At 62.1% G+C, this 21,504-nt stretch carries 18 protein-coding genes; 10 read left to right on the top strand and 8 right to left on the bottom strand.

The genetic code is table 11. From position 1 onward, the window contains the following. The first annotated feature begins 123 nt into the window (after nucleotides 1–123). Complete coding sequence (locus FXB40_RS22115) at nucleotides 124–1,227, top strand: alpha/beta hydrolase family protein (RefSeq protein WP_148774284.1); 1,104 nt, start codon at nucleotides 124–126, stop codon at nucleotides 1,225–1,227. Nucleotides 1,228–1,239: 12 nt separating this feature from the next. On the opposite strand, the gene FXB40_RS22110 is transcribed toward FXB40_RS22115, so the two are convergent. The 6 genes from FXB40_RS22110 to FXB40_RS22085 all read right to left on the bottom strand — a co-directional run bounded on the left by FXB40_RS22110 (nucleotide 1,240) and on the right by FXB40_RS22085 (nucleotide 7,667). Beyond that, the gene (locus FXB40_RS22110; protein WP_148774282.1) at nucleotides 1,240–2,520 is read right to left on the bottom strand and encodes a DUF6895 family protein; all 1,281 of its coding nucleotides are present in this window, start codon (nucleotides 2,518–2,520) and stop codon (nucleotides 1,240–1,242) included. Between the two features lie 83 nt (nucleotides 2,521–2,603). After that, complete coding sequence (locus FXB40_RS22105) at nucleotides 2,604–2,843, bottom strand: hypothetical protein (RefSeq protein ID WP_148774280.1); 240 nt, start codon at nucleotides 2,841–2,843, stop codon at nucleotides 2,604–2,606. Nucleotides 2,844–3,030: 187 nt separating this feature from the next. Then, nucleotides 3,031–3,846: a response regulator transcription factor gene (locus FXB40_RS22100; protein WP_148774278.1), complete on the bottom strand. Its 816-nt coding sequence runs from the start codon at nucleotides 3,844–3,846 to the stop codon at nucleotides 3,031–3,033. Between the two features lie 314 nt (nucleotides 3,847–4,160). Continuing rightward, nucleotides 4,161–5,045: an aldose 1-epimerase family protein gene (locus FXB40_RS22095; RefSeq protein WP_187437057.1), complete on the bottom strand. Its 885-nt coding sequence runs from the start codon at nucleotides 5,043–5,045 to the stop codon at nucleotides 4,161–4,163. A gap of 129 nt (nucleotides 5,046–5,174) precedes the next feature. Then, nucleotides 5,175–6,488, bottom strand: a complete 1,314-nt coding sequence (locus tag FXB40_RS22090) for a UDP-glucose dehydrogenase family protein (RefSeq protein WP_148774277.1) — start codon at nucleotides 6,486–6,488, stop codon at nucleotides 5,175–5,177. A 159-nt stretch (nucleotides 6,489–6,647) separates the two neighbouring features. After that, nucleotides 6,648–7,667 carry an NAD-dependent epimerase gene (locus FXB40_RS22085; RefSeq protein ID WP_148774275.1) on the bottom strand — a complete coding sequence of 340 codons (1,020 nt, stop codon included), beginning with the start codon at nucleotides 7,665–7,667 and terminating at the stop codon, nucleotides 6,648–6,650. 272 nt (nucleotides 7,668–7,939) lie between these two features. Between FXB40_RS22085 and FXB40_RS22080 the strand changes: the two genes are divergently transcribed. Together FXB40_RS22080 and FXB40_RS22075 are read left to right on the top strand one after the other, a co-directional pair. After that, on the top strand, nucleotides 7,940–9,055 hold the full coding sequence (locus FXB40_RS22080; protein ID WP_246207816.1) for a glycosyltransferase family 4 protein: 1,116 nt from the start codon (nucleotides 7,940–7,942) through the stop codon (nucleotides 9,053–9,055). Nucleotides 9,056–9,122: 67 nt separating this feature from the next. Next, nucleotides 9,123–10,283, top strand: a complete 1,161-nt coding sequence (locus FXB40_RS22075; RefSeq protein ID WP_148774274.1) for a glycosyltransferase family 4 protein — start codon at nucleotides 9,123–9,125, stop codon at nucleotides 10,281–10,283. Between the two features lie 11 nt (nucleotides 10,284–10,294). On the opposite strand, the gene FXB40_RS48055 is transcribed toward FXB40_RS22075, so the two are convergent. Further along, a complete protein-coding gene (locus FXB40_RS48055; protein ID WP_187437056.1) occupies nucleotides 10,295–10,432 on the bottom strand; it encodes a hypothetical protein in 138 nt (45 codons plus the stop codon). Nucleotides 10,433–10,988: 556 nt separating this feature from the next. Here FXB40_RS48055 and FXB40_RS22070 point away from each other — a divergent pair. The 6 genes from FXB40_RS22070 (at nucleotide 10,989) to FXB40_RS22045 (ending at nucleotide 18,778) form a co-directional block, all read left to right on the top strand. Then, nucleotides 10,989–12,212, top strand: coding sequence for a polysaccharide biosynthesis/export family protein (locus FXB40_RS22070; RefSeq protein ID WP_187437055.1), 1,224 nt, complete (start codon nucleotides 10,989–10,991; stop codon nucleotides 12,210–12,212). Nucleotides 12,213–12,441: 229 nt separating this feature from the next. Next, the gene (locus tag FXB40_RS22065) at nucleotides 12,442–13,629 is read left to right on the top strand and encodes a glycosyltransferase family 4 protein (RefSeq protein ID WP_246207813.1); all 1,188 of its coding nucleotides are present in this window, start codon (nucleotides 12,442–12,444) and stop codon (nucleotides 13,627–13,629) included. Nucleotides 13,630–13,680: 51 nt separating this feature from the next. After that, nucleotides 13,681–14,880, top strand: a complete 1,200-nt coding sequence (locus FXB40_RS22060) for a glycosyltransferase family 4 protein (protein ID WP_148774271.1) — start codon at nucleotides 13,681–13,683, stop codon at nucleotides 14,878–14,880. A 69-nt stretch (nucleotides 14,881–14,949) separates the two neighbouring features. Next, nucleotides 14,950–16,362: a polysaccharide biosynthesis protein gene (locus tag FXB40_RS22055; RefSeq protein WP_148774270.1), complete on the top strand. Its 1,413-nt coding sequence runs from the start codon at nucleotides 14,950–14,952 to the stop codon at nucleotides 16,360–16,362. Nucleotides 16,363–16,544: 182 nt separating this feature from the next. Next, on the top strand, nucleotides 16,545–17,987 hold the full coding sequence (locus FXB40_RS22050) for an oligosaccharide flippase family protein (RefSeq protein ID WP_148774269.1): 1,443 nt from the start codon (nucleotides 16,545–16,547) through the stop codon (nucleotides 17,985–17,987). A 44-nt stretch (nucleotides 17,988–18,031) separates the two neighbouring features. Then, complete coding sequence (locus tag FXB40_RS22045; protein ID WP_148774268.1) at nucleotides 18,032–18,778, top strand: hypothetical protein; 747 nt, start codon at nucleotides 18,032–18,034, stop codon at nucleotides 18,776–18,778. Between the two features lie 35 nt (nucleotides 18,779–18,813). On the opposite strand, the gene FXB40_RS22040 is transcribed toward FXB40_RS22045, so the two are convergent. After that, nucleotides 18,814–19,893 (bottom strand): glycosyl hydrolase 53 family protein, encoded by a 1,080-nt coding sequence (locus FXB40_RS22040; protein WP_246207828.1) that lies wholly within the window; start codon nucleotides 19,891–19,893, stop codon nucleotides 18,814–18,816. A gap of 225 nt (nucleotides 19,894–20,118) precedes the next feature. Here FXB40_RS22040 and FXB40_RS22035 point away from each other — a divergent pair, with 225 nt between their 5' ends. Further along, the gene (locus FXB40_RS22035) at nucleotides 20,119–21,270 is read left to right on the top strand and encodes a glycosyltransferase (protein ID WP_148774267.1); all 1,152 of its coding nucleotides are present in this window, start codon (nucleotides 20,119–20,121) and stop codon (nucleotides 21,268–21,270) included. Nucleotides 21,271–21,504: the final 234 nt, after the last annotated feature.

The following is a 21,504-nucleotide window of genomic DNA, read 5'->3' as shown; positions in this document are numbered from 1 at the left end:
GTAGAGATTGCGCCACACCATAGCATCGGCTGGGCTAGCGCCAAACCACAACACGCGCGATGGGCGAGCTGTTCCTGAGATCGTGCTATGGTCTTCTTTTGACCAATCTTTTCGAGTCGGCTCATGGCGCTGTTTCACAGGCTCTTGGTTTTGCTGATCGGCTCACTTGCCATGGCCTTTACGCCGGCGCGCGCAGGCCAGTTCTACACCGAGGACCTGCGCATCCCGATGGCGGAGGCCGGGCCGCAGGGGCTGGAGGCGTTCCTGGTCCGTCCGGCCGGGACCAAGCGCTATCCGCTCGCGCTGCTCAGCCACGGCACGCCGCGCAGCTTTGCCGATCGCGCGACGATGAATGCGCACGGATATTACGGCATCGCACTGGAATATGCGCGCCGCGGTTTCGCCGCCCTGATCGTGATGCGGCGCGGCTACGGCACCTCGCCCGGCGGGCGCGTCGACAGCGTCGGCGGCTGCGCCAACGCCGCCTATCTGCCGGCGGCCGCCGTTGCGGTCGCGGATTTGCGCGCGGCGATCGACGCGATGGCGCACCGGGCCGACGTCACCACGACGGGCATGATCGCGGCCGGCCATTCTGCCGGCGGGCTCGCCACCGTCGCGCTGACCGCACAGCCTCCGGCCGGTCTCGTCGCCGCGATCAGCTTCGCCGGCGGCCGCGGCTCGCGCGACGAGGACGAGGACGTCTGCAACGAGGAGGGGCTGGTGCAGGCCTTCGCCAGCTTCGGCAAGACCTCGCGGATACCGATGCTGTGGGTCTACGCGACCAACGATCTGTACTTCGGCCCTGATCTGGCGCGCCGCCTCTATGCAGGTTTTCGCGCCGGCGGCGGCAACGCGAAATTCGTCTCGGCACCGCCTTACGGCGACGACGGTCACTATCTCTATTCCGTGGCGGGCCGCCTGCAATGGACGCCCTATCTCGACGCGTTCCTGCGCGAGCGCGGGCTCGCCCACGACATTCTCAGCCCGCCCGATCCGCTACCGCCACTGGGCCATTTCAGTGACGCGGCGAAAGCCGAGTTCGCGCGCTATCTCGCCAGCACCACGCCGCACAAGGCTTTTGCGGTGTCGCCCAATGGCGGTTACGGCTGGCGCTCGGGGCGTACCACCGTGGACGATGCGGAGCGCGATTCGCTAGCAGCCTGCATGAAATGGTCGCCGGCCTGCACGCTCTACGCGGTCGACGACCAGCTGAGCGGTCCTCGATAAGCCCGCGCGCGGTCACCTCGCCAGCGCGCCCAGTCTCGAGAGATACTCGGCGGCCTGGCTGCACAGCGTGGTGTTCGCCATGCCGTGGGTGACGGCCGTTTGCAGCAGATGCATCATCCGTGCGGCGTCGCCGCTCCGGCTCGAGCGCATCAGTGCGACGTCGAGCAGAAACGGCGCGAGCGCCGTCTGCTCGCACGGGTCCAGCAATTGGAAGACGTCCTCCCAATGCGCGCCCGTCCTCGGTATCAGGGCATGCAACATCTCGACGAGGTCCATCGGGTACGTGACGCCGGCGATCTCGAAGGGCGACGCCATGCCGTCCTTGAGCGACACCGCGCACAACATGCCCATGACGTAAGCCGTGTGATAGGATGTCGCGAGCGCACATCTGGTTTTATCGTGCCCGTTCAGCCGCTGGATCTGGCTCGACGCCGAGCGGCCGGCGGGAAGAAATCCAACCTTGTCCTCCAGCGAGGCGACGACGCGAAAGCCGAAGGCAGCGCCCGGACTCCAGCTCGACGACAATAGCGGCCACGCCATCAGCGCCTCAGCCGCGAGGTCATAGTCCTCGATGACGAGCGCGCGGGCGAGCACGGACCCCGCCTCGTCGAGAACTTCGTCGCGCGGCCGCGGCAACCTCACCTGCCAGTCCCCGAAATTAGTGGCATACATCGCGGCATGGGTGTGCGCGTAGGCGTCATCGCGTGTGCCGTTCAACAGATCGATCGGGTTTCCGAGCGCCGTCTTGCGCGCGATCTGCTCGCATGCAAGGCCCGGCTCCTCGTTGCGCCACAGCGAATGCAGCCAGAGCAGCTCGAGCTCGCGGTACGGCACCGCTTCGTGCCCGGCCCGCGCGGACGCCGACCAGCTTCGCGCCAGCAGGTCGTCGAAGTCCGGGTCGGGATGGCCGAGCGCACTCAGCAGGATGTGTGGCGTCGCAAGCTGGAGGCAGACCGACGGATAGCGTACGACGTCCCAGCGCATCTGTTGCGAACGCGCATAGGGCACGAGATCTCGCAGCAGCGCCTCCGTGCCCGCATCGGGCGCGTGGCGCGCGGCCACATAGAGCAGCATCGCAGTCTCGGCGAGCGGCTTTTCCGCGGCAAAATTTCCATCCGGAACCTCTGCACCGTCGAACCCGTCCTTGCCGAGAAACTGGAGCGTCCGCTCGGCGATGCGCAAGGCGAGGTGCAGCCGTCGTCGGAGATCTTGACCGGCCTCCGCGGCGATCGCGGCGGTAGCCGCAATGCGGTCGCAACCCGGCGCGGCGGTCCGATCCTGTGGATTTGGCATAGGCGCCTCACGAGATGGAGAGGGAGGGAGCTGATGGACCAAAGCGAGATCGTGGCCGCGCCGGAGCGCTACTCAGGGCAGTGTCAGCGACCGGTGACCTCGGTGCGGATAGCGGCAGGGTTGCCCGCCTGCTCCACTTCCAGCACCGGCGGGATGCAGTAGCGGATGAAGCGGTTGCCGACGACGAAGCCGAACTCGCTTTCGCTGGCACTCGCAATGCTGGCGCCGTTCTCGGCGACGAACTTCCCGAAGGCATTGAAGTCGAACACCTTCGACCCCAGGAACTTGCGGACGATCTCTTCCCTGCTTGTATCGTGGCTCATGTTGCCTCCTGCACATCGGTGGATCGATCTGGACGCGGGACGCGACCAGCAGCGACGGCGCGAACGATGATCCGATGGCGGAGCGAGGCGTGTGAGCTACCTTACATTTCAAGAATAGTTGAGAACAACCCGTACGCCGATGCGTATGGCTGCGTGCGGAACTTCGCCTTGCGCAGAGCTGATGAGGCTAGAGCCGCTCGCTGAGCGCGAGCTTGTAGCCGACACCGGTGACGGTCGCGATGACGGGCGTGCCGCTGCCGACGAGCTTGCGGCGCAGCCGCGCCACCAGCGCATCGACCGTGCGGATGTCGACCTCGGCCTGGCGGTTGCTGACGACCTCGATCAGATAGTCGCGGCTGAGCGGCCGTCCGTCCGCACCGACGAGCGCGGCGAGCAGATCGAACTCGGCGCGCGTCAGCGCCACCGGCTTGCCGTCGCTGCCGAGCAGCTCGCGCCGCGTCAGGTCGATGATCCAGTCGCCGAAGGCGATCGAATTGTGGTTGCGCGCCGCCTTGCGGTCGATCGAGCGCCGCCGCAGCACGCTGCGCGCACGCGCCAGCAGCTCGCGCAGATTGATCGGCTTGGTGACGTAATGATCGCCGGCGATCTCGAGACCGAGGATGCGATCGACGTCGGTATCGCGGCGGGTCACGAAGATAATGCCCGCATTGCTGGTCGCCTGGATCTCCTTGGCGAGCTCGAAGCCGTCGCCGTCGGGCAACTGCACGTCGAGGAAGACGAGGTCGGTGCGCGCGCGCAGCGCCTGGCGACATTCCACGCAGGTGCCGGCGCCGACCACGTCGAAATTGTTCTCGCTGAAATAACCGACCAGCATCGTCCGGGTCACCGGATCGTCTTCGACCACGATCAATCGCTCGCGCCCAATAGGACGCAATTCCTGAAGTGCGGAATCAGCCACGATGTTGGATGTCCTGTGTGCGTTTGACCCGACCTGAAGATTCAGGTCGCCGCGCGATGCGCTGCCCTGCGAACGTACATTCACGGCTAATTCGAGCCCCCGAAATTGCCTGCCGGAATACTAGGCGTCTTGTGTCGCCCAAACAATATAGGTCACGGTATTGAAGTATTAAGTATGAATTGGCCCACACTTCTCACTGAGCGCATCGATGTGCGGACCTTGGCTCGCGCGATCGGCTTCGGCGGCGCCAGCACCAACAATCCCGTTCATCCGAATTCGGATTCAACCGCTGGTTCACGTCAAGAAGGGGCTTCCGCTTCGGTTTGGCCGGCACCCGCAGAGTCCGTCACCGCCGCACGCGTTGCACTGAACAGCCGCAGCGCCAGCGTGTGATCAACTCAGGGCGATCCCACATCGACCCGGAACGACAACTGTTCCTCTGCCCCGGGCGCGATGTGCATGAGGCCCGGCTTGTCGCTGAATTCGCCGTCGAAATCTTGGGGGCTGGCATAGCCGCGCCAGGGTTCGATGCAAAGGAACGGCGCGCCTGACGGTTTCGACCAGACACCGAGTTCGCGAAAGCCACGCCATGACATTTTGAGCCAGGGCCCGGTGCCATCCGTGGCGGCATAGCGGACCGCATGGCTGTTGACGGGATCGAGGATGACGGCGTCGTTGCTGAACAGGGCTTCCGACAGGGGAAGCACAGTGCCTCGGACGGGGCTCGGATCCGTTGCTGCGAGCAGGAGTCCGCCCTCGACACGGCGAACCGGCGACGGCTCCTCGTTCGTGAACGTCAGCGCGTAGCTCTCCTTCGGCACGCCTGCCTGAAGCGGCCAGTTGAAAGCGGGATGGCCTCCGAGCGACGCCGGCAATGTCTCCTTGCCGGTGTTGGCGACCGTGAGCGAGAGATCGAGACCGGACTCGTCGAGCGCATAGGCCGCCGTCAACCGAAACGCGAACGGATAGAGCGCGCGCGTCGCCTCGTTGTCTTCGAGCACGAGCGCGCAACGGCTCTCGCCACGCTCCACCCAGGCAAAACGGCTGTCGCGCGCAAAGCCATGCTGGGTCATCCGGTAGGTCTTGCCCCGGTGCCGCATTTCGTCATCCGCGAGACGCCCGACGATCGGAAACAACAACGGTGCGTGGCGGGTCCAGGCGGGACCTGCCTGCCAGACGAATTCAGTACCGTCCTTGTGCTTGAGCGAGCACATCTCGGCGCCATGCGCCTTGATGGTCGCGGTGAGCCCGCCCCTGCGGATCGTGTGGGTGTCGTCGGTCATGGCAATCTCCATCACGGCGAAGGCCAACGGCCCGAAGGGCAGGCCTCATGCGAGCGGACCATACCGCATTGGAAACGATTTCGCTCGCCTCGGGACGAGGCGAGCGAAACGCCGCAACGCTCAGCCGTGCTAGGCTTTGGACGACCGTCCGATGCTCTCATAGACGAAGCCGGCTTCGGCCATCTCTTCGGGGCGGTAGATGTTGCGGAGGTCGACGACGACGGGCTGCGCCATGACGCTCTTCAGCCGGTCGAGATCGAGCGCGCGGAACTGCACCCATTCGGTGACGATGACGATTGCATCGGCGCCTTCTGCGCAAGAATACGCATCCTCGGAATAAGTGATGTTCGGCAGCTCGCTTTTGGCCTGCTCCATGCCGACGGGATCGAACGCCTTCACCTTTGCGCCCATGTCGATCAGGCCGGTCACGAGCGGAATCGACGGCGCATCGCGCATGTCGTCGGTGTCGGGCTTGAAGGTGAGGCCAAGCACGGCAATGGTCTTGCCGCGCAAGGAACCGCCGAGCGCCTGGCTTACTTTCCGCGCCATCGCACGCTTGCGGTTCTCGTTGACCGCCAGCACGGATTCGACGATGCGCAAGCTCACGTCGTAATCCTGCGCAATCTTGATCAGCGCCTTGGTGTCCTTCGGGAAGCAGGAACCGCCGAAGCCAGGACCAGCATGCAGGAATTTTGTGCCGATGCGGTTGTCCAGACCGATGCCACGCGCGACTTCCTGCACGTTGGCGCCGACCTTTTCCGAGAGGTCGGCGATCTCGTTGATGAAGGTGATCTTGGTCGCGAGGAACGCGTTGGCGGCGTATTTGATCATCTCGGCAGTGCGACGTTCCGTGAACATCAGCGGCGCCTGATTCAGCGACAGCGGGCGATAGATGTCGCCCATCACCTTGCGGCCGCGCTCGTCGGAGGTGCCGACGACGACGCGATCGGGGAATTTGAAGTCGCGGATCGCAGCGCCCTCGCGCAGGAACTCCGGATTGGAGGCGACCACCACGTCGGCCTTGGGATTGGCCTCGCGGATGATGCGCTCGACCTCGTCGCCGGTGCCGACAGGAACCGTCGACTTCGTCACCACGACGGTGAAGCCGGACAACGACTGCGCGATCTCTTTCGCCGCAGCGTAGACGTAGGAGAGATCGGCATGGCCATCGCCGCGACGCGAGGGTGTGCCGACCGCGATGAACACGGCGTCGGCGTCCGCGACCGGCTTCGACAGGTCGGTGGTGAAGTCGAGGCGCTTGGCCTTGACGTTGGTCGCGACCAGCTCGTCGAGGCCCGGCTCGTAGATCGGAATCTCGCCGCGATGAAGGCTAGCGATCTTCTTCTCGTCCTTGTCGACACAGGTAACGTCGTGACCGAAATCCGCAAAGCAGGCTCCGGACACCAGTCCCACATAACCCGTGCCGATCATCGCGATTCGCATGAAAAACTCTTTCCGTTGACGACGGATGTTCCACCGAACACCCTAGACCATTTCTCTATCCGGCCGCACGCCCAACATTAGGGCAAGCTGCTTCGCGAGCCGAACAAACCTTAACCGTCGCCACCCGATTTTTTTGTGTCTTGCCGTTCGCTTCGGCGATCACACGCCGTGGTACTTTCGATACCATTCGACGAAACGCGCGAGACCTTCCGCGATTGGCGTCGACGGCGCGAAACCGACGTCGCGCTGGAGCGCGGAAATGTCGGCGCGCGTCTCCAGGACATCGCCGGCCTGCATCGGCAGCAGATTGCGGATCGCAGGCTTGCCGATGATCTTCTCGAGCGTCTCGACGAACTCGAGCAGCTTGACCGATCTGTTGTTGCCGATGTTGTAGACGCGATACGGCGCATAGCTCGACGAATTTTCAGGCCGCTCCGCATTCCACGCGGGATTCGGAGCTGCGGGCCGATCAAGCGTGCGGATCACGCCCTCGACGATGTCGTCGACATAGGTGAAGTCGCGCCACATGTCGCCATGATTGAAAATCTTGATCGGCTCATTCGCGAAGATCGCGCGCGTGAACAGATAGGCAGCCATGTCGGGCCGGCCCCACGGACCGTAGACGGTGAAGAAGCGAAGACCGGTCACCGGCAACTTGTGAACATGCGCAAAAGTGTGCGCCATCAGCTCGTTGGCCTTCTTGCTCGCGGCGTAAAGGCTGACCGGATGGTTCACCGATTGCTCGGTCGAATACGGCAGGGTGCGATTGGCACCATAGACCGAGCTCGACGAGGCGTAGACGAGATGCGCCAGACCATGGCGCCGGCCGGCCTCGAGCACGGTGACAAAGCCGTCACAATTGGCACGGATGCTGGTGATGGGATCGTCGATCGAGGCACGGACGCCCGGCTGCGCCGCAAGGTGGACGACCCGATCGGGCGCGACTTCATCGAATACGCGGATCACCGCGGCAAAATCGGCAAGGTCGATCTCGTGGAAGCTGAAGCCCGGAAGCTGCTTGAGCTTTTCGAGGCGCGCGCGCTTCAGTGCCGGATCGTAATACGGCGTGAACGCATCGATACCAACGACCTGTTCGCCACGCGCCAACAGCCGTTCACAAACGTGCATTCCGATAAAGCCGGCAGCGCCGGTCACGATCACTGGTCGCAAAGTTGTCATCTCGTTCATTCCGCGAATGCAATGCCAGACCAGGACATGAGAGGCAAGGTTTCGACGATGACGACATCATCGATTGAGGCTTGTCCATGTAAGCGCATCGAAATGTGTAGGAAACATGATGGCATCATGCATCCACGCATGCTATCCGCCTGCGAGGAAGCTCGGACGATAGCGCTGCATGTGCTAGAGATCATATCGACCGTCCATTCCGCGCGGATGCCCAGTCTTGAGGCATTGTTCGCGCAAGACACGCGCAAAGAAAAAGATCGGCTTTGAAACTCTCCATCAACGGCAGGTTCCTGACACAATCGCTGACAGGCGTGCAACGCTATGCCGCCGAGATCGTCAAAGCGATGGACCGCCTGCTCACGAGCGGCAAGGCAGCACAGCAACTCCTGGATGCGGAGTGGCAGATTCTGGTGCCGCCGGATGCACAGACGCTTGCCGGTCTTGGCCGCATCAAGGTCAAGCAAGTTGGAACTTTGCGCGGGCACGCCTGGGACCAGATCGATCTGGCGCGGGCGGCCGCCGGCACGCGCCTCGTCAGCCTCGCCAATTCCGGTCCGGTGCTCCATCGCGACCATCTCGTCGTGCTTCACGATGCGCAAGTGTTCAAGCGGCCGGACTTCTTCAGCTGGCAATACCTCGCCTTGCATCGATCGCTCGGCCATTTGCTGGCGCGCACAGCAACCATTGCAACAGTTTCGACGTTTTCGCGCAACGAACTTGCCGACGTGCTCTCACTGGATCCCGGATCGATCCCGATCGTTCCAAACAGCGCGGAGCACTTCGCGTCGGTCGAACCCGATTTCTCGATCATCGAGTCCCTGCGCCTCGAACCTTACCGCTTCTTCCTCTTTGTCGGCTCGATGACGAAGAACAAGAATGTCGACACCGCAATCCGTGCGGCCGAGCGGCTCGGCCGCGCGGATGTTCCGCTGGTCGTGGTCGGAGGCGACAACAGCAAGGTCTTTGGCGACGGCGCGACCGAGTCGAAAGCCGGAATCGTCATCGCCGGCCGTCTCAAGGACGAGGAAGTCGCCGCACTTTTCGCCCGGGCTGCAGCTTTCGTGTTTCCGAGTCTCTACGAGGGTTTCGGCATCCCACCCCTGGAGGCGATGTACTTCGCCTGCCCGGTCATTGCGAGTTCCGCGGAAGCCGTTCGCGAGACCTGCGCCGACGCCGCCGTCTACTTCGACCCACTCAACCCCGGCGAGCTGTCGGCGCGAATGCACGAAAGAATCGATCTCGGCAGGATTTCGCCGGCGGAACAGGAGAAGCAGCGGGAGCGGCTCGCGACATATTCGTGGACCAAATCGGCCGCCGCCATGCTCGATGTGCTGGCCAAATCGGCTCCGCAGGCCGCATCCGGCGGAGCGGTACGATGAGGCGGCCCAAATATTGCTGCTTGGAGACGCTAGACGTGGTCTCTGCAAGACAAGGAAGGATCGACCGTTGTCCAGCGGCCTGAAGGTTCTGCATGTCGCCGAAACGGTGAGAGGCGGCATCGCAACCTATCTCAACGAGCTTCATCCGCATCAGAGCGCGAGCTTCGGACGCGGCAACGTCAGCTATGTCGTTCCGTCCGACCATCGCGACGACCTGGTCAACATCGAGGATGAGGCCGTCACCACGTTCCCGCGCGACGGCCGCAACGCTGTCGGCCTGTTTGCCATGCTGTCCGCGACCATGCGCGCGGTCCGGCAGCAGCGGCCGGACATCATTCACCTGCATTCGTCGTTCGCCGGGCTCGTGGTGCGTCCGGTGCTGTGGCTGACCTACCGGCGCTCGCGCATCGTCTATTGCCCGCACGGATGGGCCTTCGGCCGCGAGACCGGCCGTCTCAGCCGCGCCGTCACCGAGTTCACCGAACTTCTGCTGTCGAAGCTGACCCATCGCATCGTCTGCATCTCGCACAGCGAGCAGGTCGACGCCAGGCGGGTCGGAATCGCGGCAAAACGCCTCGTCCTTGTGCATAACGGGATTTCCAAGCAGCGCCCCGCGCTCGACACGCGCGGCGCAGCGCCATGGCAGTCAGCGAAGATCAAGGTCCTTTTTATCGGACGCCTCGACCGCCAGAAGGGATATGACCTCCTGATCGAGGCGGCCCGCACGCTCGGAGACGCGCTGGATGTGCGCCTCATCGGCGCCTCTGTCGTCAGCAAATTCCGGAGAAGCGACCTGCCCTCCAACGTCTCGCTGCTGGGCTGGATGGACCGCAACCAGATCGAGGCCGAACTGGATCAGGCCGACATGGTGGCGATTCCGTCGCGCTGGGAGGCATTCGGCCTCGTCGCCATCGAGGCGATGCGGGCGGCCAAGCCGATCATCGCATTCCGCATCGGCGCCTTGCCGGAAATCGTCGAAGACGGCACCACGGGCGTGTTGTGCGACGAAGCCTCGCCCGAAAAGCTGGTTGAAGGATTCAAGCGCGCAACCACACTCGATCTGCCTGCGGTCGGCCGGGCCGGGTATGAGCGTTTCACCCGCCTCTACGACATCGAGCAGACCCATCGCAACCTGAGCCAGGTCTATGCCGACGTCCTGCAATGGGGCGAAAGCGAGGCCGGCGAGGCAAAGCTGCAGTCCGATTTCTCGAACAATCTGCGACCGTAGAGACCTGTCGATCAGGCCATCCGGTGGACGTCGCCCTGCGCCAGATCGGCATCGATGACGCGTTGATCGGAGAACGACCACGCGATCGCGAACATGACGGCCATCGCACAGATGAGAAAGCCCGCCGCGAACAGCCCGGTTTGCAACATTGTCTTCGTCTTCCCTTTTGTTTGCCCGACACCTAGCCGGATCGGGATTAGGAAGACCTTAGGGACGCCAGCGTGACGCCAGCTTCCAAATCCAGGGGTTAACGGAGGCGGAATCCCGTCACCGAAATATCGATGCAGATGCTGACGGGCGACAGCCAAGCTCACCGCAAGACCCGCGAAAATACAACGCAGAGTGCGCGCTGATTCGAATTCAACACCTGAAGTTTACGGCAGCGCCGTCTCGCGGAGATGCTGTCGAATGCGCCGGTCGCGCTTGCGCGCTGCTCGCTGGATGAACCGAGGCCTCGATCGTGACATCGATCTGACACTGGTATGTCTAATTTGCGAGCTGCTTAGAAAAATTCGCGAGTTGCTTGGAAAAGAGCACATCTCGCACAAGATTTGACCAGTCGAATGCACGTGTACGTATGTTCACAAGTGGCAATAAGGTCACAGCCATAAGTGCTTTACCATAATCACGAAGACGCAGCAGTGACTCAGTAGCTGAACAGTTGCTACGGTAATTCAGATTTTAAGTGTGCGCGAGGGAAAGACATTGGCTAGGACCGAACAAGCTCATTCGGATTTCGGGATTAGCCGGATTCTGGCCGTTGCGGCGATCAGCATTTCGCTGACCGGCTGCGCGGGCTTCATTCCGTTAGACGCTCCCGATGCCGTCTCCACGCAAACAAATGCCGCGCTGATCACCGAACCGACCGCGCCGCTCGCCTATGCGCTGATGCCGGTCAATCCGGCTGTGCTGCAGGCGACCAACGGGTTTACCGACAGCGCCGGATTGATCTTCTCCCGCCTCCCCGGCGGCAATTATCGCGACATCACCATCGGCGTCGGCGACATCGTCACCGTGACCGTTTATGAAGCGCAGGCGGGCGGTCTGTTCATTCCGCGTGAAGCCGGCGTGCGGCCGGGCAACTTCGTCGACATCCCGCGCCAGCAGGTCGACCAGTCCGGCAACATCAACATCCCCTACGCCGGATCGATCAAGGTTTCCGGTCTGACGCCGCGCGCCGTCTCGAACATCATCCGCGAACGCCTCAAGGATCGCGCCATCGATCCGCAGGCGGTCGTGAGCGTCGCAGAACAGCGCGGCAACCAGATCAGCGTGCTCGGCGAAGTCAATTCGCCGCAGCGCTTTCCCGTCGACCCGGGCGGCATCCGCCTGATGGGCGCGATCGCGCGCGCCGGCGGCCCCAAGTACCCGTCCTACGAGAGCACGATCACGATCAAGCGCGAAGGACGCACCTACAACGAGTCGATGTCCTCGGTCGTGCATAATCCCAACGAGGACACGCTGCTCGCTCCGGGCGACGTCGTCTTCCTGACCCGCATTCCCAGGGTCTACATGGCGTTCGGATCGACGCCATCGCCGGGATCGATCGGCGGAACCAACAACCGCCGCTTCACCTTCGAGAACGACAACATGTCGCTCGCCGAGGCGCTCGCGAAAGCCGGCGGTCTCGATAGCGTCCGCGCCGATTCCAAGTCGATCTACGTCTATCGTTTCGAGCCGAAGCCGCTGCTCGAGCGTATCGGTATCAATGTCTCGCAATTCCCGACCAAGACCATCCCGGCCGTTTACAAGTTTGACATGAGCAAGCCTGACGGCTGGTTCCAGGCGGATACCTTCAGGATGCGCGATCACGACGTGATTTCGGTCGCGGAATCGCCCTCGACCGAGTTTATCAAGCTCATGGCCCCGCTGGACGCAGCTTCAACGAACGCGTCGAACATCTCCAGCGTCGTGGTCAACTCCAAGTAACGGCCACGCTCGAGACTCTCTCTTGCCCGGATCTCGCCACGCGCGAAGGTCCGGGCAGGATGTCATGGCCCGCTTCTTGAATATCGGGTGACTATTTCGGCCTCATTCCGACGTGATCGTTCACGTCGTTTTGGGATCGAATGCGATTGCAGAGCCAGCTATTGCGTGGCAAGCGAGGTGCGCCCCCATCTACGATCAACGCATGAGGCGATCGTTGAAGATACTTATCGTGAACACCCTCTATCCTCCCGACATCATGGGCGGAGCAGAGGTATCGGTATCGCTGCTCGCAGAAGCCTTCATGCGCAACGGCCACCAGGTCGCCGTCGTCTCCCTGCAGAAGGAGGGCGACGTCGCGGTCGGAGATCGCAACGGCATCCGCACCTACCGCGTGCAGATCGACAACACCTATTGGCCGTTTGGACAGACGCGAAAGCCGCCACGGCTCGACCGACTGCGATGGCACTTGCGAGATACCTGGAATAGGCGTGCTGCCAAGCGCTTTGCCGCGATTCTCGACACCGAGAAGCCGGATGTCGTTCACACCAACAATCTGACCGGATTCTCCGTGTCGCTGTGGGCGGAGGCCAAGCGTCGCAATATGCGCGTCGTCCATACGCTGCGCGACTACTCGCTCATCTGCAAACGGTCGACGCTGTTCAGCAAGGGCGACACGTGCAAGGAGCGCTGCCTGGCATGCAAGACGATGACCATGCCATATCTCTACGCCTCGCGCATGGTCGATGCGGTGGTCTCCAACAGCCAGTATGTGCTGGACCGGCACCTGAAACCCGGTTTCTTCCCGGGCGTACCTCACAAGGTGATCTACAACATCGCGGACTCCAGCGCGGGACTTGCCCCGCCGTCCCCGGACGCCGACCTGACTTTCGGCTTTATCGGCCGGGTTGAGCCCGAAAAGGGCATCGATGTCGTCCTTAAAGCGGTCTCTCTGCTCCCCGATTCCGGCTGGCAACTCAAAATCGCCGGAAAGGGCTTGGAAGTTTACGAGCGAGAGCTGAAAGGACGGTATGATAATCCGAGGATCAAATGGCTTGGCTTTGTAAAGTCGGCGGAATTTTACTCCGCCGTGGATGTTTGCCTAATTAGCTCGGTTTGGCCGGAGCCATTGCCGCGGACACTGATAGAAAGCATCAATGCCGGACGTGCGACCATTTGCTCTACCGCCGGCGGAATACCTGAAATCTCTCATTTCTCGACCTCACTCGGCTCTTATGAGCCAAGTGACTTCCACAAACTCGCCGAACTGATGAAGCAGGCAATCAGTGAGGCACCGAAATGGAAGCAGACTTTTCCGCCTCGGCCTGACTTTGCAGCCAGCTTCACACCGGAAGCTGTCACCGGACAATATCTCGACGTCTATTTAGAAGGCAGCTCGAACACCGATGGAGACAGATGAGAAGGACTCCCAGGGTTCGTTCACATACGATTATTGGATGAGATCCTTTCCATGAGGATATTGATCACATCGTCACTGTACCCGACACCGGGCGCACCGAAGGTGGTCGGCGGGGCCGAGATATTCGTGCGCCGCGTTGCCGAAGGCCTTCTGAAAAATGGCGATGAAGTCGAAGTCGTTCGCGCCGCCTCGCTGCCTGAACAGGCGATGGAGACGAGCAACGGCATCGACGTGTACTCGGCACCGGTCCATAACATCTACCGGCCCTTCACCGGACAGCGAAGCGCGCCTGCGCGCGGATTGTGGCACGCGACGGAGGACTGGCGTCAAAGCGCCGAACTTGTTGCCGGCAGAATCAAGGCATTCAAGCCCGACGTGCTGCACTCGAACAACCTCTCGGGCCTCACCACGGCGGTATGGAAAACGGCGGCCGAGCTCAATGTGCCGGTGCTTCACACCCTGCACGACTACTACCTGACCTGCCCGCGGTGCTCGCGCTTCTCGAAGGGGAAGGCCTGCGAGCATACCTGCATGAGCTGCAGGCTGCTGACCATCAACCGCCGAAGCGCAACCCGATATCTGCGCGGCGTCGTCGGCGTGAGCGAGCGCATCCTCGACATCCATCTGGAGACGGGCCTGTTCGCCGATACAGAGCTGCGCAAGGTCATCCCTCACGCATCGACGGTGCCGGTCGCCGCGCCTTCGAAATATTCCGCGGGTCCCGTCCTGACCCTCGGATTCATCGGCCGTGTGACCGAAGAAAAAGGCATCTACAATCTCGTCAAGGCGTTGGCCTATCTTCCCCATGACCGGGTGCGCCTCGTCATCGCGGGCGTCGCAGACGCGGAGATACAGGACGAGCTCAGGGCCATCGCGCCGAAGGCGAGCATCGAATTTCTTGGCTTCGTCGAGCCCGAGACATTCTACCGTCAGATCGACGTCGTCGTGATTCCGCCGATCTGGGAGGAGCCGGGTCCGCTCGTCGTTGCCGACGCGCAAGCCGCACGAAAGCCTTTCCTCGGGACCCAATTCGGCGGGATTCCCGAGGCCGTCAAGCGCGGTGCCGTCGGCTGGTTGACCGCGCCGGATCCGAAGTCGCTCGCGGACAGCATTCTGCGCATCATGTCGAATCCCGAGGAGCTGGCGGCGATGGTCGACAAGCTCGCCGAGAAGAACGACCATCGGACATTCACCGACGTCATCGCCGAATATCGCGACGCCTTCGAGCTCCTGAGCCGGCACAAGCAATAGCCCTGGGATGACCGGTTTGCGCAACAAGCCCGCTCCGTCCTGCGCTTCAGCCCGCAGCCTGAAGCTGCCATGACCCGTCTGTTCGCGCTTGTCGGGGTCGTCTATCAGAGTGCGGCGGCGATCATCCTCATCTTTCTGCTCGGCCGTATCCTCTCGCCGCTCGCTTACGCCAATTTCTCGCTCACGCTCGCTTCCAGTCAGCTGCTCAGCGTGCTGATGTTCGAATGGCTGCAATTGGCCGGCGTGCGCTTCCTGGCCGCCGCCATGCATGACGACGCGGCGCGACTGAGAACGTCCCTGTTCGGCGCCGCGCTAGCCAGCGCGCTCGCGCTTCTGGTGATCGGGGGCCTCGCCGTTTCGATCGCTAGTCCGATCGCCACAAGCGTAGGTCTGGTCGGCCTTGCACTGGCCGTGGCGCAGGGCGCGACGGATCTCCACTTCATGGTTGTCCGCGTCTCGCACCGGCTTGGCGCAGCCGCGTTTCTCCTCATTCTGAGAGCCACGCTGATGGTGGGCGGCGCGGCGGCCGGCGCGTGGCTCCACGGCACGGCGCACGCGGCGCTGCTCGGTATGCTGGGCGCCCAGATCGCCAGCCTGATCGCCGGGCAGCTGCTGCATCCCCACAAACTTCAGAAAGTGACGCGTCCGGCCCTGCTGGAGGATTGGAGCGGCTTCGCCCGCTACGGGATGCTCGCCGCCGGCGCCTCGGTGCTCCACCTCTCGGTCCCGGTCTCGATACGCTTCGTCGTCGTTTCAGCGCTGGGTGCGAGCGCTCCAGCGGTCACCGCAGGCTTCTCGATGGCGATCGACCTGCTGCAGCGGCCGTTTGCAGTGCTGGTCGCGGCCATCCACACCGTCAACTATCCCGAAGTCGTCCATCAATACGAGCGCGGCAGTGCCGACGACTCCCGCGCGGCCGTCGCGCATCTGCTCGATTTTATCATATGCGCCACGCTGGTGATGCTCGGAGGCCTGATCGGCTTTCTGCCGGACGCGGGACAATTGTTCGTTCCGGCGCCCATTCTGGCAAGCTTTCTCCAGACCTCGGCCGCCGCAGCGGGCTTCTATTTCATGCACTGCCATCTGCAATCCACGCTCGCGATCGCCCCTCATTTGACGAAGTCCGCCACGCGTCTCGTCGTCGTCGCGCTGTGCCAATTGCTGCTCGTCCTGGCCGTCGCGGTGCCAACGCAGGCGATCACGGGAGCGCCGACCTATGTCCTGGTCGGTGCGATCGTCGCAACCGCGATCATCATCGTGCTCGCGGCGGGCCCCATGGTGCGGTTCGGCGCAACGCCGCGATGGGGGCTGGTCGCGGCATCCGTCGCGGGCTCGGCCTTCATCGGCGCATTTTCGGCCGTGCCCTCGGCGTCGCCGATTGCGCTGGTTGCGAAGATCGTGGTCGCAACCGCCATCGTCGCACTCCTCGCCTGGAAGGGGCGCTTCCTCGAGGCTGCCGGCGCATCCCGATCGGATGTGTAACGACAGCGTGACGCCGCGATGCTGTTCGCAATGAAAAATGGCCTGCCCAACAACTTGGCAATGCCTGCTGCCCGATTGCTTGTCTTGCCAGTTGTGCATGTGCGAGATAAACGCGCGGGTGCAGGGCTGGGCCGCATGGAACCTGAGTGGGCGTCATCGCGTGGCGCCCGGAGATCGACGTAATGCTGAAAAATCTGCTGTCGATGTCCGGCATGAACGTTCTCAAGTCCGGCCTGCAGTTCGCGATGACCGTCATGATGACGTATTTCGCGGCGCCGGCCGAATTCGGCCTGGTCACCTTTTCACTGCCGTTCGTCGGATTCATCGCGCTGTTGACCGATCTGGGCATGTCGAGCGCCATGGTGCAGCGGCCGACGCTCGATCGGAACGACGCGGGCGCCGCGATCACACTGATCTGCGCCATCGGCTTGCTCTGCGCCGTGATCCTGGCGGTGATCTCCGCGCCTCTCGCCGCCGGTCTCGAGATGGAGGGATTGGGAAGCGTCCTCGCCACGCTGTCGATTTCGGTGGTGCTCTCCATTGCCGCCCTCGGCCCGCGCGCCGTGCTCGAGCGGCATCTGCGCTACCAGGTCGTGGCGAGCGTCGAGATCATCGCCGTCATCGTGTCGGTGCTCACATGCGTTCTGGGCGCCTTCCTGGGCTGGGGCGTCTGGTCGCTGGTCGCCTACTATGTCGTCGTGCAGATCGTTCGCGCCGCGGCCTTCGCCATCATCGCGCGAAAGGATGTGCAGCTCAACTTTCAATGGGGCCGCGTGCGCTCGATCCTGACCTTCGGCGGTTGGGTGCTGGCGAGCAATCTGCTCAACTTTGCCGGTCGCGCGGTCGGCAACGTCCTGATCGGCGGTGCCGTGGGCGCGGCCGCTGTCGGTCTGTACGGTCTGGCTTACCAGATCATGATCCTTCCGCTGATGGTGATCACCTGGCCCGGCAGCGGCGTGCTCATGGCGACACTCAGTCGTCAGGCCGCAAAGGGATCGCTGCAGGAGCGCAACCAGATCATTTGCGGTGTGCTGTCGCTGACGGCCGCGGTGGTCTTTCCCGGCATGCTCTATCTCACGTTCGGCGCAGACTATCTTTTCACCGCGTTCTTTCCGGCCAAGTGGACCGGCATCATTCCGCTGGTCGGGCTGATGTCGATTGCCGGCGCAGCGCAGTCGATCACCGCCTATAGCGGCGCCATGCTGCTGTCGCGGGGCAAGGCTCAGCTGCAATTCTGGGTTTCGACCGCGAACAGCATCTCGACCATCGTGGCGTTCGTCATCGGCCTGAGATTCGGGCTGATCGGGATCATCAAGATCTATCTTGCGGTGACGCTCATCGTGTCCGTCGCCACAATGCTGATCACCTCGTGGGAAACCAAGCTGCCGGTGCTTGATCTGGTCAAGGCGCTTGCGCCCGCAACGGTCGCCACGATGCTCGGCCTCGTTGCCGCAAATCGCGTCATGGAGATGGCCGCCACGCCGAAGTCGGCCTGGATGCTTGGCACGACCGCATACGTCCTGACGATCGCGATCAGCTACCTGCTGTTTCATCGCCAACTGGCACGAAGCCTGCTCGGCCTGCGCGATCTCGAACTCAACAAGGAGCGCGTCGCTGCCACCTAGCCATGCCGCCGCGAGGGATTGATGAGATGACATCGAAAGGACCCATGAATATTCTGATTTTGACGGCGACCATCACGCCGAAAGCCGACGTGCGAAGCCTTGGGCGGAAGGATCCCGCCCTCCGCCGCAAGGACTATGAAGACGCGCTCTGGTTCTACGGCCGGCTGGTCGGCCAGTGCATCGACCAGATTGTCTTCGTCGAGAACTCGGAATCCGACCTGACCAGTCTCAAGGCCATCGCCGAGCAGTTGAACATCGTCGACAAGATCGAGTTTATTTCCTTTGCGGGGCTCGACTATCCTCAGATGTACGGCCGCGGCTACGGCGAGCTGTTCCTGCTCGATCACGCGATGGCGAATTCGCGCTTCATCAGGGATTGCGATGCCGACACCCCGATCTGGAAGATGACCGGCCGCTACATCGTCCTGAATCTTGCCAAGCTGATCCAGAAGACCCCGAAAGGGTTCGCTTTCTACGTCAACATGCGGAACTACCCCAAAAGGGTGGTCGACATGTACATGATGGCGTGGACCAAAGCCGGCTATCGCCAATACCTCCAGGGCAAGTGCAAGCTCTACGAGGAGACGTCCGCCGCCGCGTTCCCCGAAAAGGCGCTGCGTGACGATTTCGAGGCCGCGCCGAAAACGTCGAAATTCATTCCACGGTTCCGAACGGTGCCGCTCGTCAGCGGCATCCGCGGCCTCGACAACAAGGGATATGCAACCGACAACATCTGGAAGTTCTACATCCGGGTCGCACTGGACACCGTTTGTCCGTGGCTCTGGATCTAGGCCGAATGTTGCCGCAGGCGCGGCACGTGCCGCGCCTACATGCCCCGCTTGGTCAGCTCCTCCGCCTCGTGCGGCGCGAGTTCCTTTCCGGCAAAGCGCGATAGCATGTAGAGTGGCACCTTCGGTGTTTTGAGGTCATACATCAGGCCGAAGCGGTTTTCCGGCGGGGCCTTCTTCGGCTCGTCAAATAACTCATAGATCAGCACGCTCTCGATGTCGGCATCGACCTGATTGGCGATGAAGCTCAAAGTGGCGTGCAGGCTCTTGTAGCACGCCTCGGTGAGAGGCTTGCCGGCTTCGTTCTCGTAAGCCGGCTTGTAGATCTCCGCGCAATTGACTTCATTGAAGACGACCGGCTTGCCGTACGTCGCGAGCTTCTTGAACAGATTGTAGGACTGCCTGCTGCCGCCCCACGCGCGGTTCGGATTCTGATTCAGGACCTCATAGTAGTGATAGGAGATGACATCGAATCCAACGCCCTTCGACGCCATGAAGTCGAGGAAGCCGAACATCGTCGAGGTGGTGTTGAGCACGCGTCGCAAATGCGTCCCGTGTTCACGATTGATCTTGTCGATCGCATCCGACATGCCCTTGAGGATCGCGACCCAGTCGTTCATGACCGGCATGTCGAATTCCTCGGCGGTCCAGCCGTGGCCGTAGAGCTTCTTGCCGCCCGAATCCAGCGCCAGAAGGTTGATCTCGTTGCCCATCTCCCAGTCGTTGATCTGATCCTTAAAATTGATCACGAAGGTGTAAGTTCTCGAATAGGCCTGCTGATACAGCGCATTCCAGTCGCCAGCCGGATACTTGCCGCCATCGGTGCGATCGCCCCAGGCAAACGGGGTCGCCAATATCGGCTTGAGCGTGATGCCATAGGTCTTGGCCAGCGCAATCATGTCCCGGTACATCTGGACCTCGTAGGGATCAGTGTCCCGCGCGAGATTTGCACCGACCCTGTACTGCGTGAGGCCGCGGGCTCGCATGACCTCGAAGACCGCCTTCAGGTCTGTGCGCCGTGCGTCGGGGCCGTCGACCCCCCAAGTGAGCGGACCCGCACTGGCATGCCCGACGGATGCCACCAGACCGAGTGCCAGCAACAGCGCGGACAAAAACACTCTCTTCATTGCCAGGAACATTGCGCCTCCGTGCGCCCGAGAAACTGCATGCATCCGTTTCCGATCCATCATCACCTGCATCTGCGCGACCGACCTTCACAATATGATCACAATAGGCTCTCACCGGCAAAGCGCAGCCGCTGTCGGAGCGAACAACACGTTTGCACGCTTTTGTGGCAAAATTTGCCGGAGAAATTGCCGTTCCAATTCGACTGAGTATCTATAATGTCGCCCGAATGGAACGACTTAACGCCAAGCGAGAGTAAATTGTCGAACGCTCCCCTCGAATCGAAGCCACCGATCGTCCTCAATCGCTCGACCGAAGCAGGGCGCTCGGTCGCATGTGTCATCGTGACTTACGGGCGACGCGAGCAGCTGGTGCGGCGGACCGTTGCCGCCGTTCAGGCCAGCCCCGCGGTCAAACGCGTGATCGTGGTCGACAATGGATGCAACCGACCCGTGACGGTTGACGATTTCGCAACCATATCTCCCGTCGACGTCATCAGGCTCGATTCAAATCTGGGATCGGCCGGCGGCTTTCACGCCGGCATCACCGCTGCCCAGCGGCTCGAAGACGATTTGGGGTTCGTCCTCATTCTGGACGACGATAATGTCGGCGAAGACGGTTTCCTGGACCGCTTGCTCGCACTGCATACGGCGCTCGGCGCGACGGACGATATCGGGCTGTGCGCATTGCGCAGGCATCGGGGCATCTATCCGACGTTGCTCGCCGATCAGAACGCCGTGGCCATCCGCGCCAACTCGTTCCTGAACTTTCATCTCGCCTCGCTTCCGTCAAAACTATGGCGACGGTTGGCGCGATCCGCGCGGCGAGATCCGGAGAATCACGGGGAGTTTCATCTGCGCCGGATCGAGACCGCTCCCTATGGCGGACTCCTGCTGCCGATTGGCGCTGTCCGGAAGGTCTCGCCTCCGAACAAGGAGTTCGTCCTTTATAGTGACGACCACGACTACTCGCTGCGCCTGATGGACGCAGGCATTGCCATCTATCTGACGGATGTCGGCTGCATCAACGACGCGGAAGAATCCTGGGACAAGAAGCCGAGCGCCAGCGCACGCAGCGCGCTCGTCAGCCCCGACGCACCGGCGTGGCGACTCTATTATGCCTGCCGGAACCGGATCTTGATTGAGAAACGGTATACAACCTCCCCGATTGTCTATCGTATCAACCGAACGAGCTACCTCGGCCTGCTCGCGATCGAGGCAATCCTGGCTTACCGCAGTCTTAATGGTGCCAGAAAGGCGTTGCGTCCGCTGCTCGAAGCCATCGCCGACGGCGACGCACAGCGACTCGGGTGGCGAACCGAGTATCAATTGCCTGGCGCGTCACCGTCGAACACCGCGTCCGCGCATTAGCGCGCGACGAATCATTTTCGTTTGCGCAAACGATTCACGTGGCTGTCATGGAACATTCCGTAGAACAACGGGCCAATTGTGAATCGTAATTAGGCAATCGCGGCCAGTTCCTGTGAGGAACAAGCAGTGTCGCGCAATGTGCTGAAAATACTTGCAGTTCGTTCCGCGAAAAGGCCGCGGATACCTACATCTTTAGCCTTCTTTCTAACGTCACTGACAAACTCTGCCGCTACG

The sequence above is a fragment of the Bradyrhizobium rifense genome (assembly GCF_008123425.1).
Lineage (GTDB): Bacteria > Pseudomonadota > Alphaproteobacteria > Rhizobiales > Xanthobacteraceae > Bradyrhizobium > Bradyrhizobium rifense.
This window is presented reverse-complemented; position numbering and strand designations above follow the sequence as displayed.

Coding starts and splice junctions, on each gene's coding strand:
- FXB40_RS22035 (WP_148774267.1), top strand. CDS start 20,119: ATGTCGCCCGAATGGAACGACTTAACGCCAAGCGAGAGTAAATTGTCG.
- FXB40_RS22045 (WP_148774268.1), top strand. CDS start 18,032: ATGAATATTCTGATTTTGACGGCGACCATCACGCCGAAAGCCGACGTG.
- FXB40_RS48055 (WP_187437056.1), bottom strand. CDS start 10,432: ATGTTGCAAACCGGGCTGTTCGCGGCGGGCTTTCTCATCTGTGCGATG.
- FXB40_RS22085 (WP_148774275.1), bottom strand. CDS start 7,667: ATGACAACTTTGCGACCAGTGATCGTGACCGGCGCTGCCGGCTTTATC.
- FXB40_RS22115 (WP_148774284.1), top strand. CDS start 124: ATGGCGCTGTTTCACAGGCTCTTGGTTTTGCTGATCGGCTCACTTGCC.
- FXB40_RS22090 (WP_148774277.1), bottom strand. CDS start 6,488: ATGCGAATCGCGATGATCGGCACGGGTTATGTGGGACTGGTGTCCGGA.
- FXB40_RS22110 (WP_148774282.1), bottom strand. CDS start 2,520: ATGCCAAATCCACAGGATCGGACCGCCGCGCCGGGTTGCGACCGCATT.
- FXB40_RS22060 (WP_148774271.1), top strand. CDS start 13,681: ATGAGGATATTGATCACATCGTCACTGTACCCGACACCGGGCGCACCG.
- FXB40_RS22055 (WP_148774270.1), top strand. CDS start 14,950: ATGACCCGTCTGTTCGCGCTTGTCGGGGTCGTCTATCAGAGTGCGGCG.
- FXB40_RS22050 (WP_148774269.1), top strand. CDS start 16,545: ATGCTGAAAAATCTGCTGTCGATGTCCGGCATGAACGTTCTCAAGTCC.
- FXB40_RS22105 (WP_148774280.1), bottom strand. CDS start 2,843: ATGAGCCACGATACAAGCAGGGAAGAGATCGTCCGCAAGTTCCTGGGG.
- FXB40_RS22095 (WP_187437057.1), bottom strand. CDS start 5,045: ATGACCGACGACACCCACACGATCCGCAGGGGCGGGCTCACCGCGACC.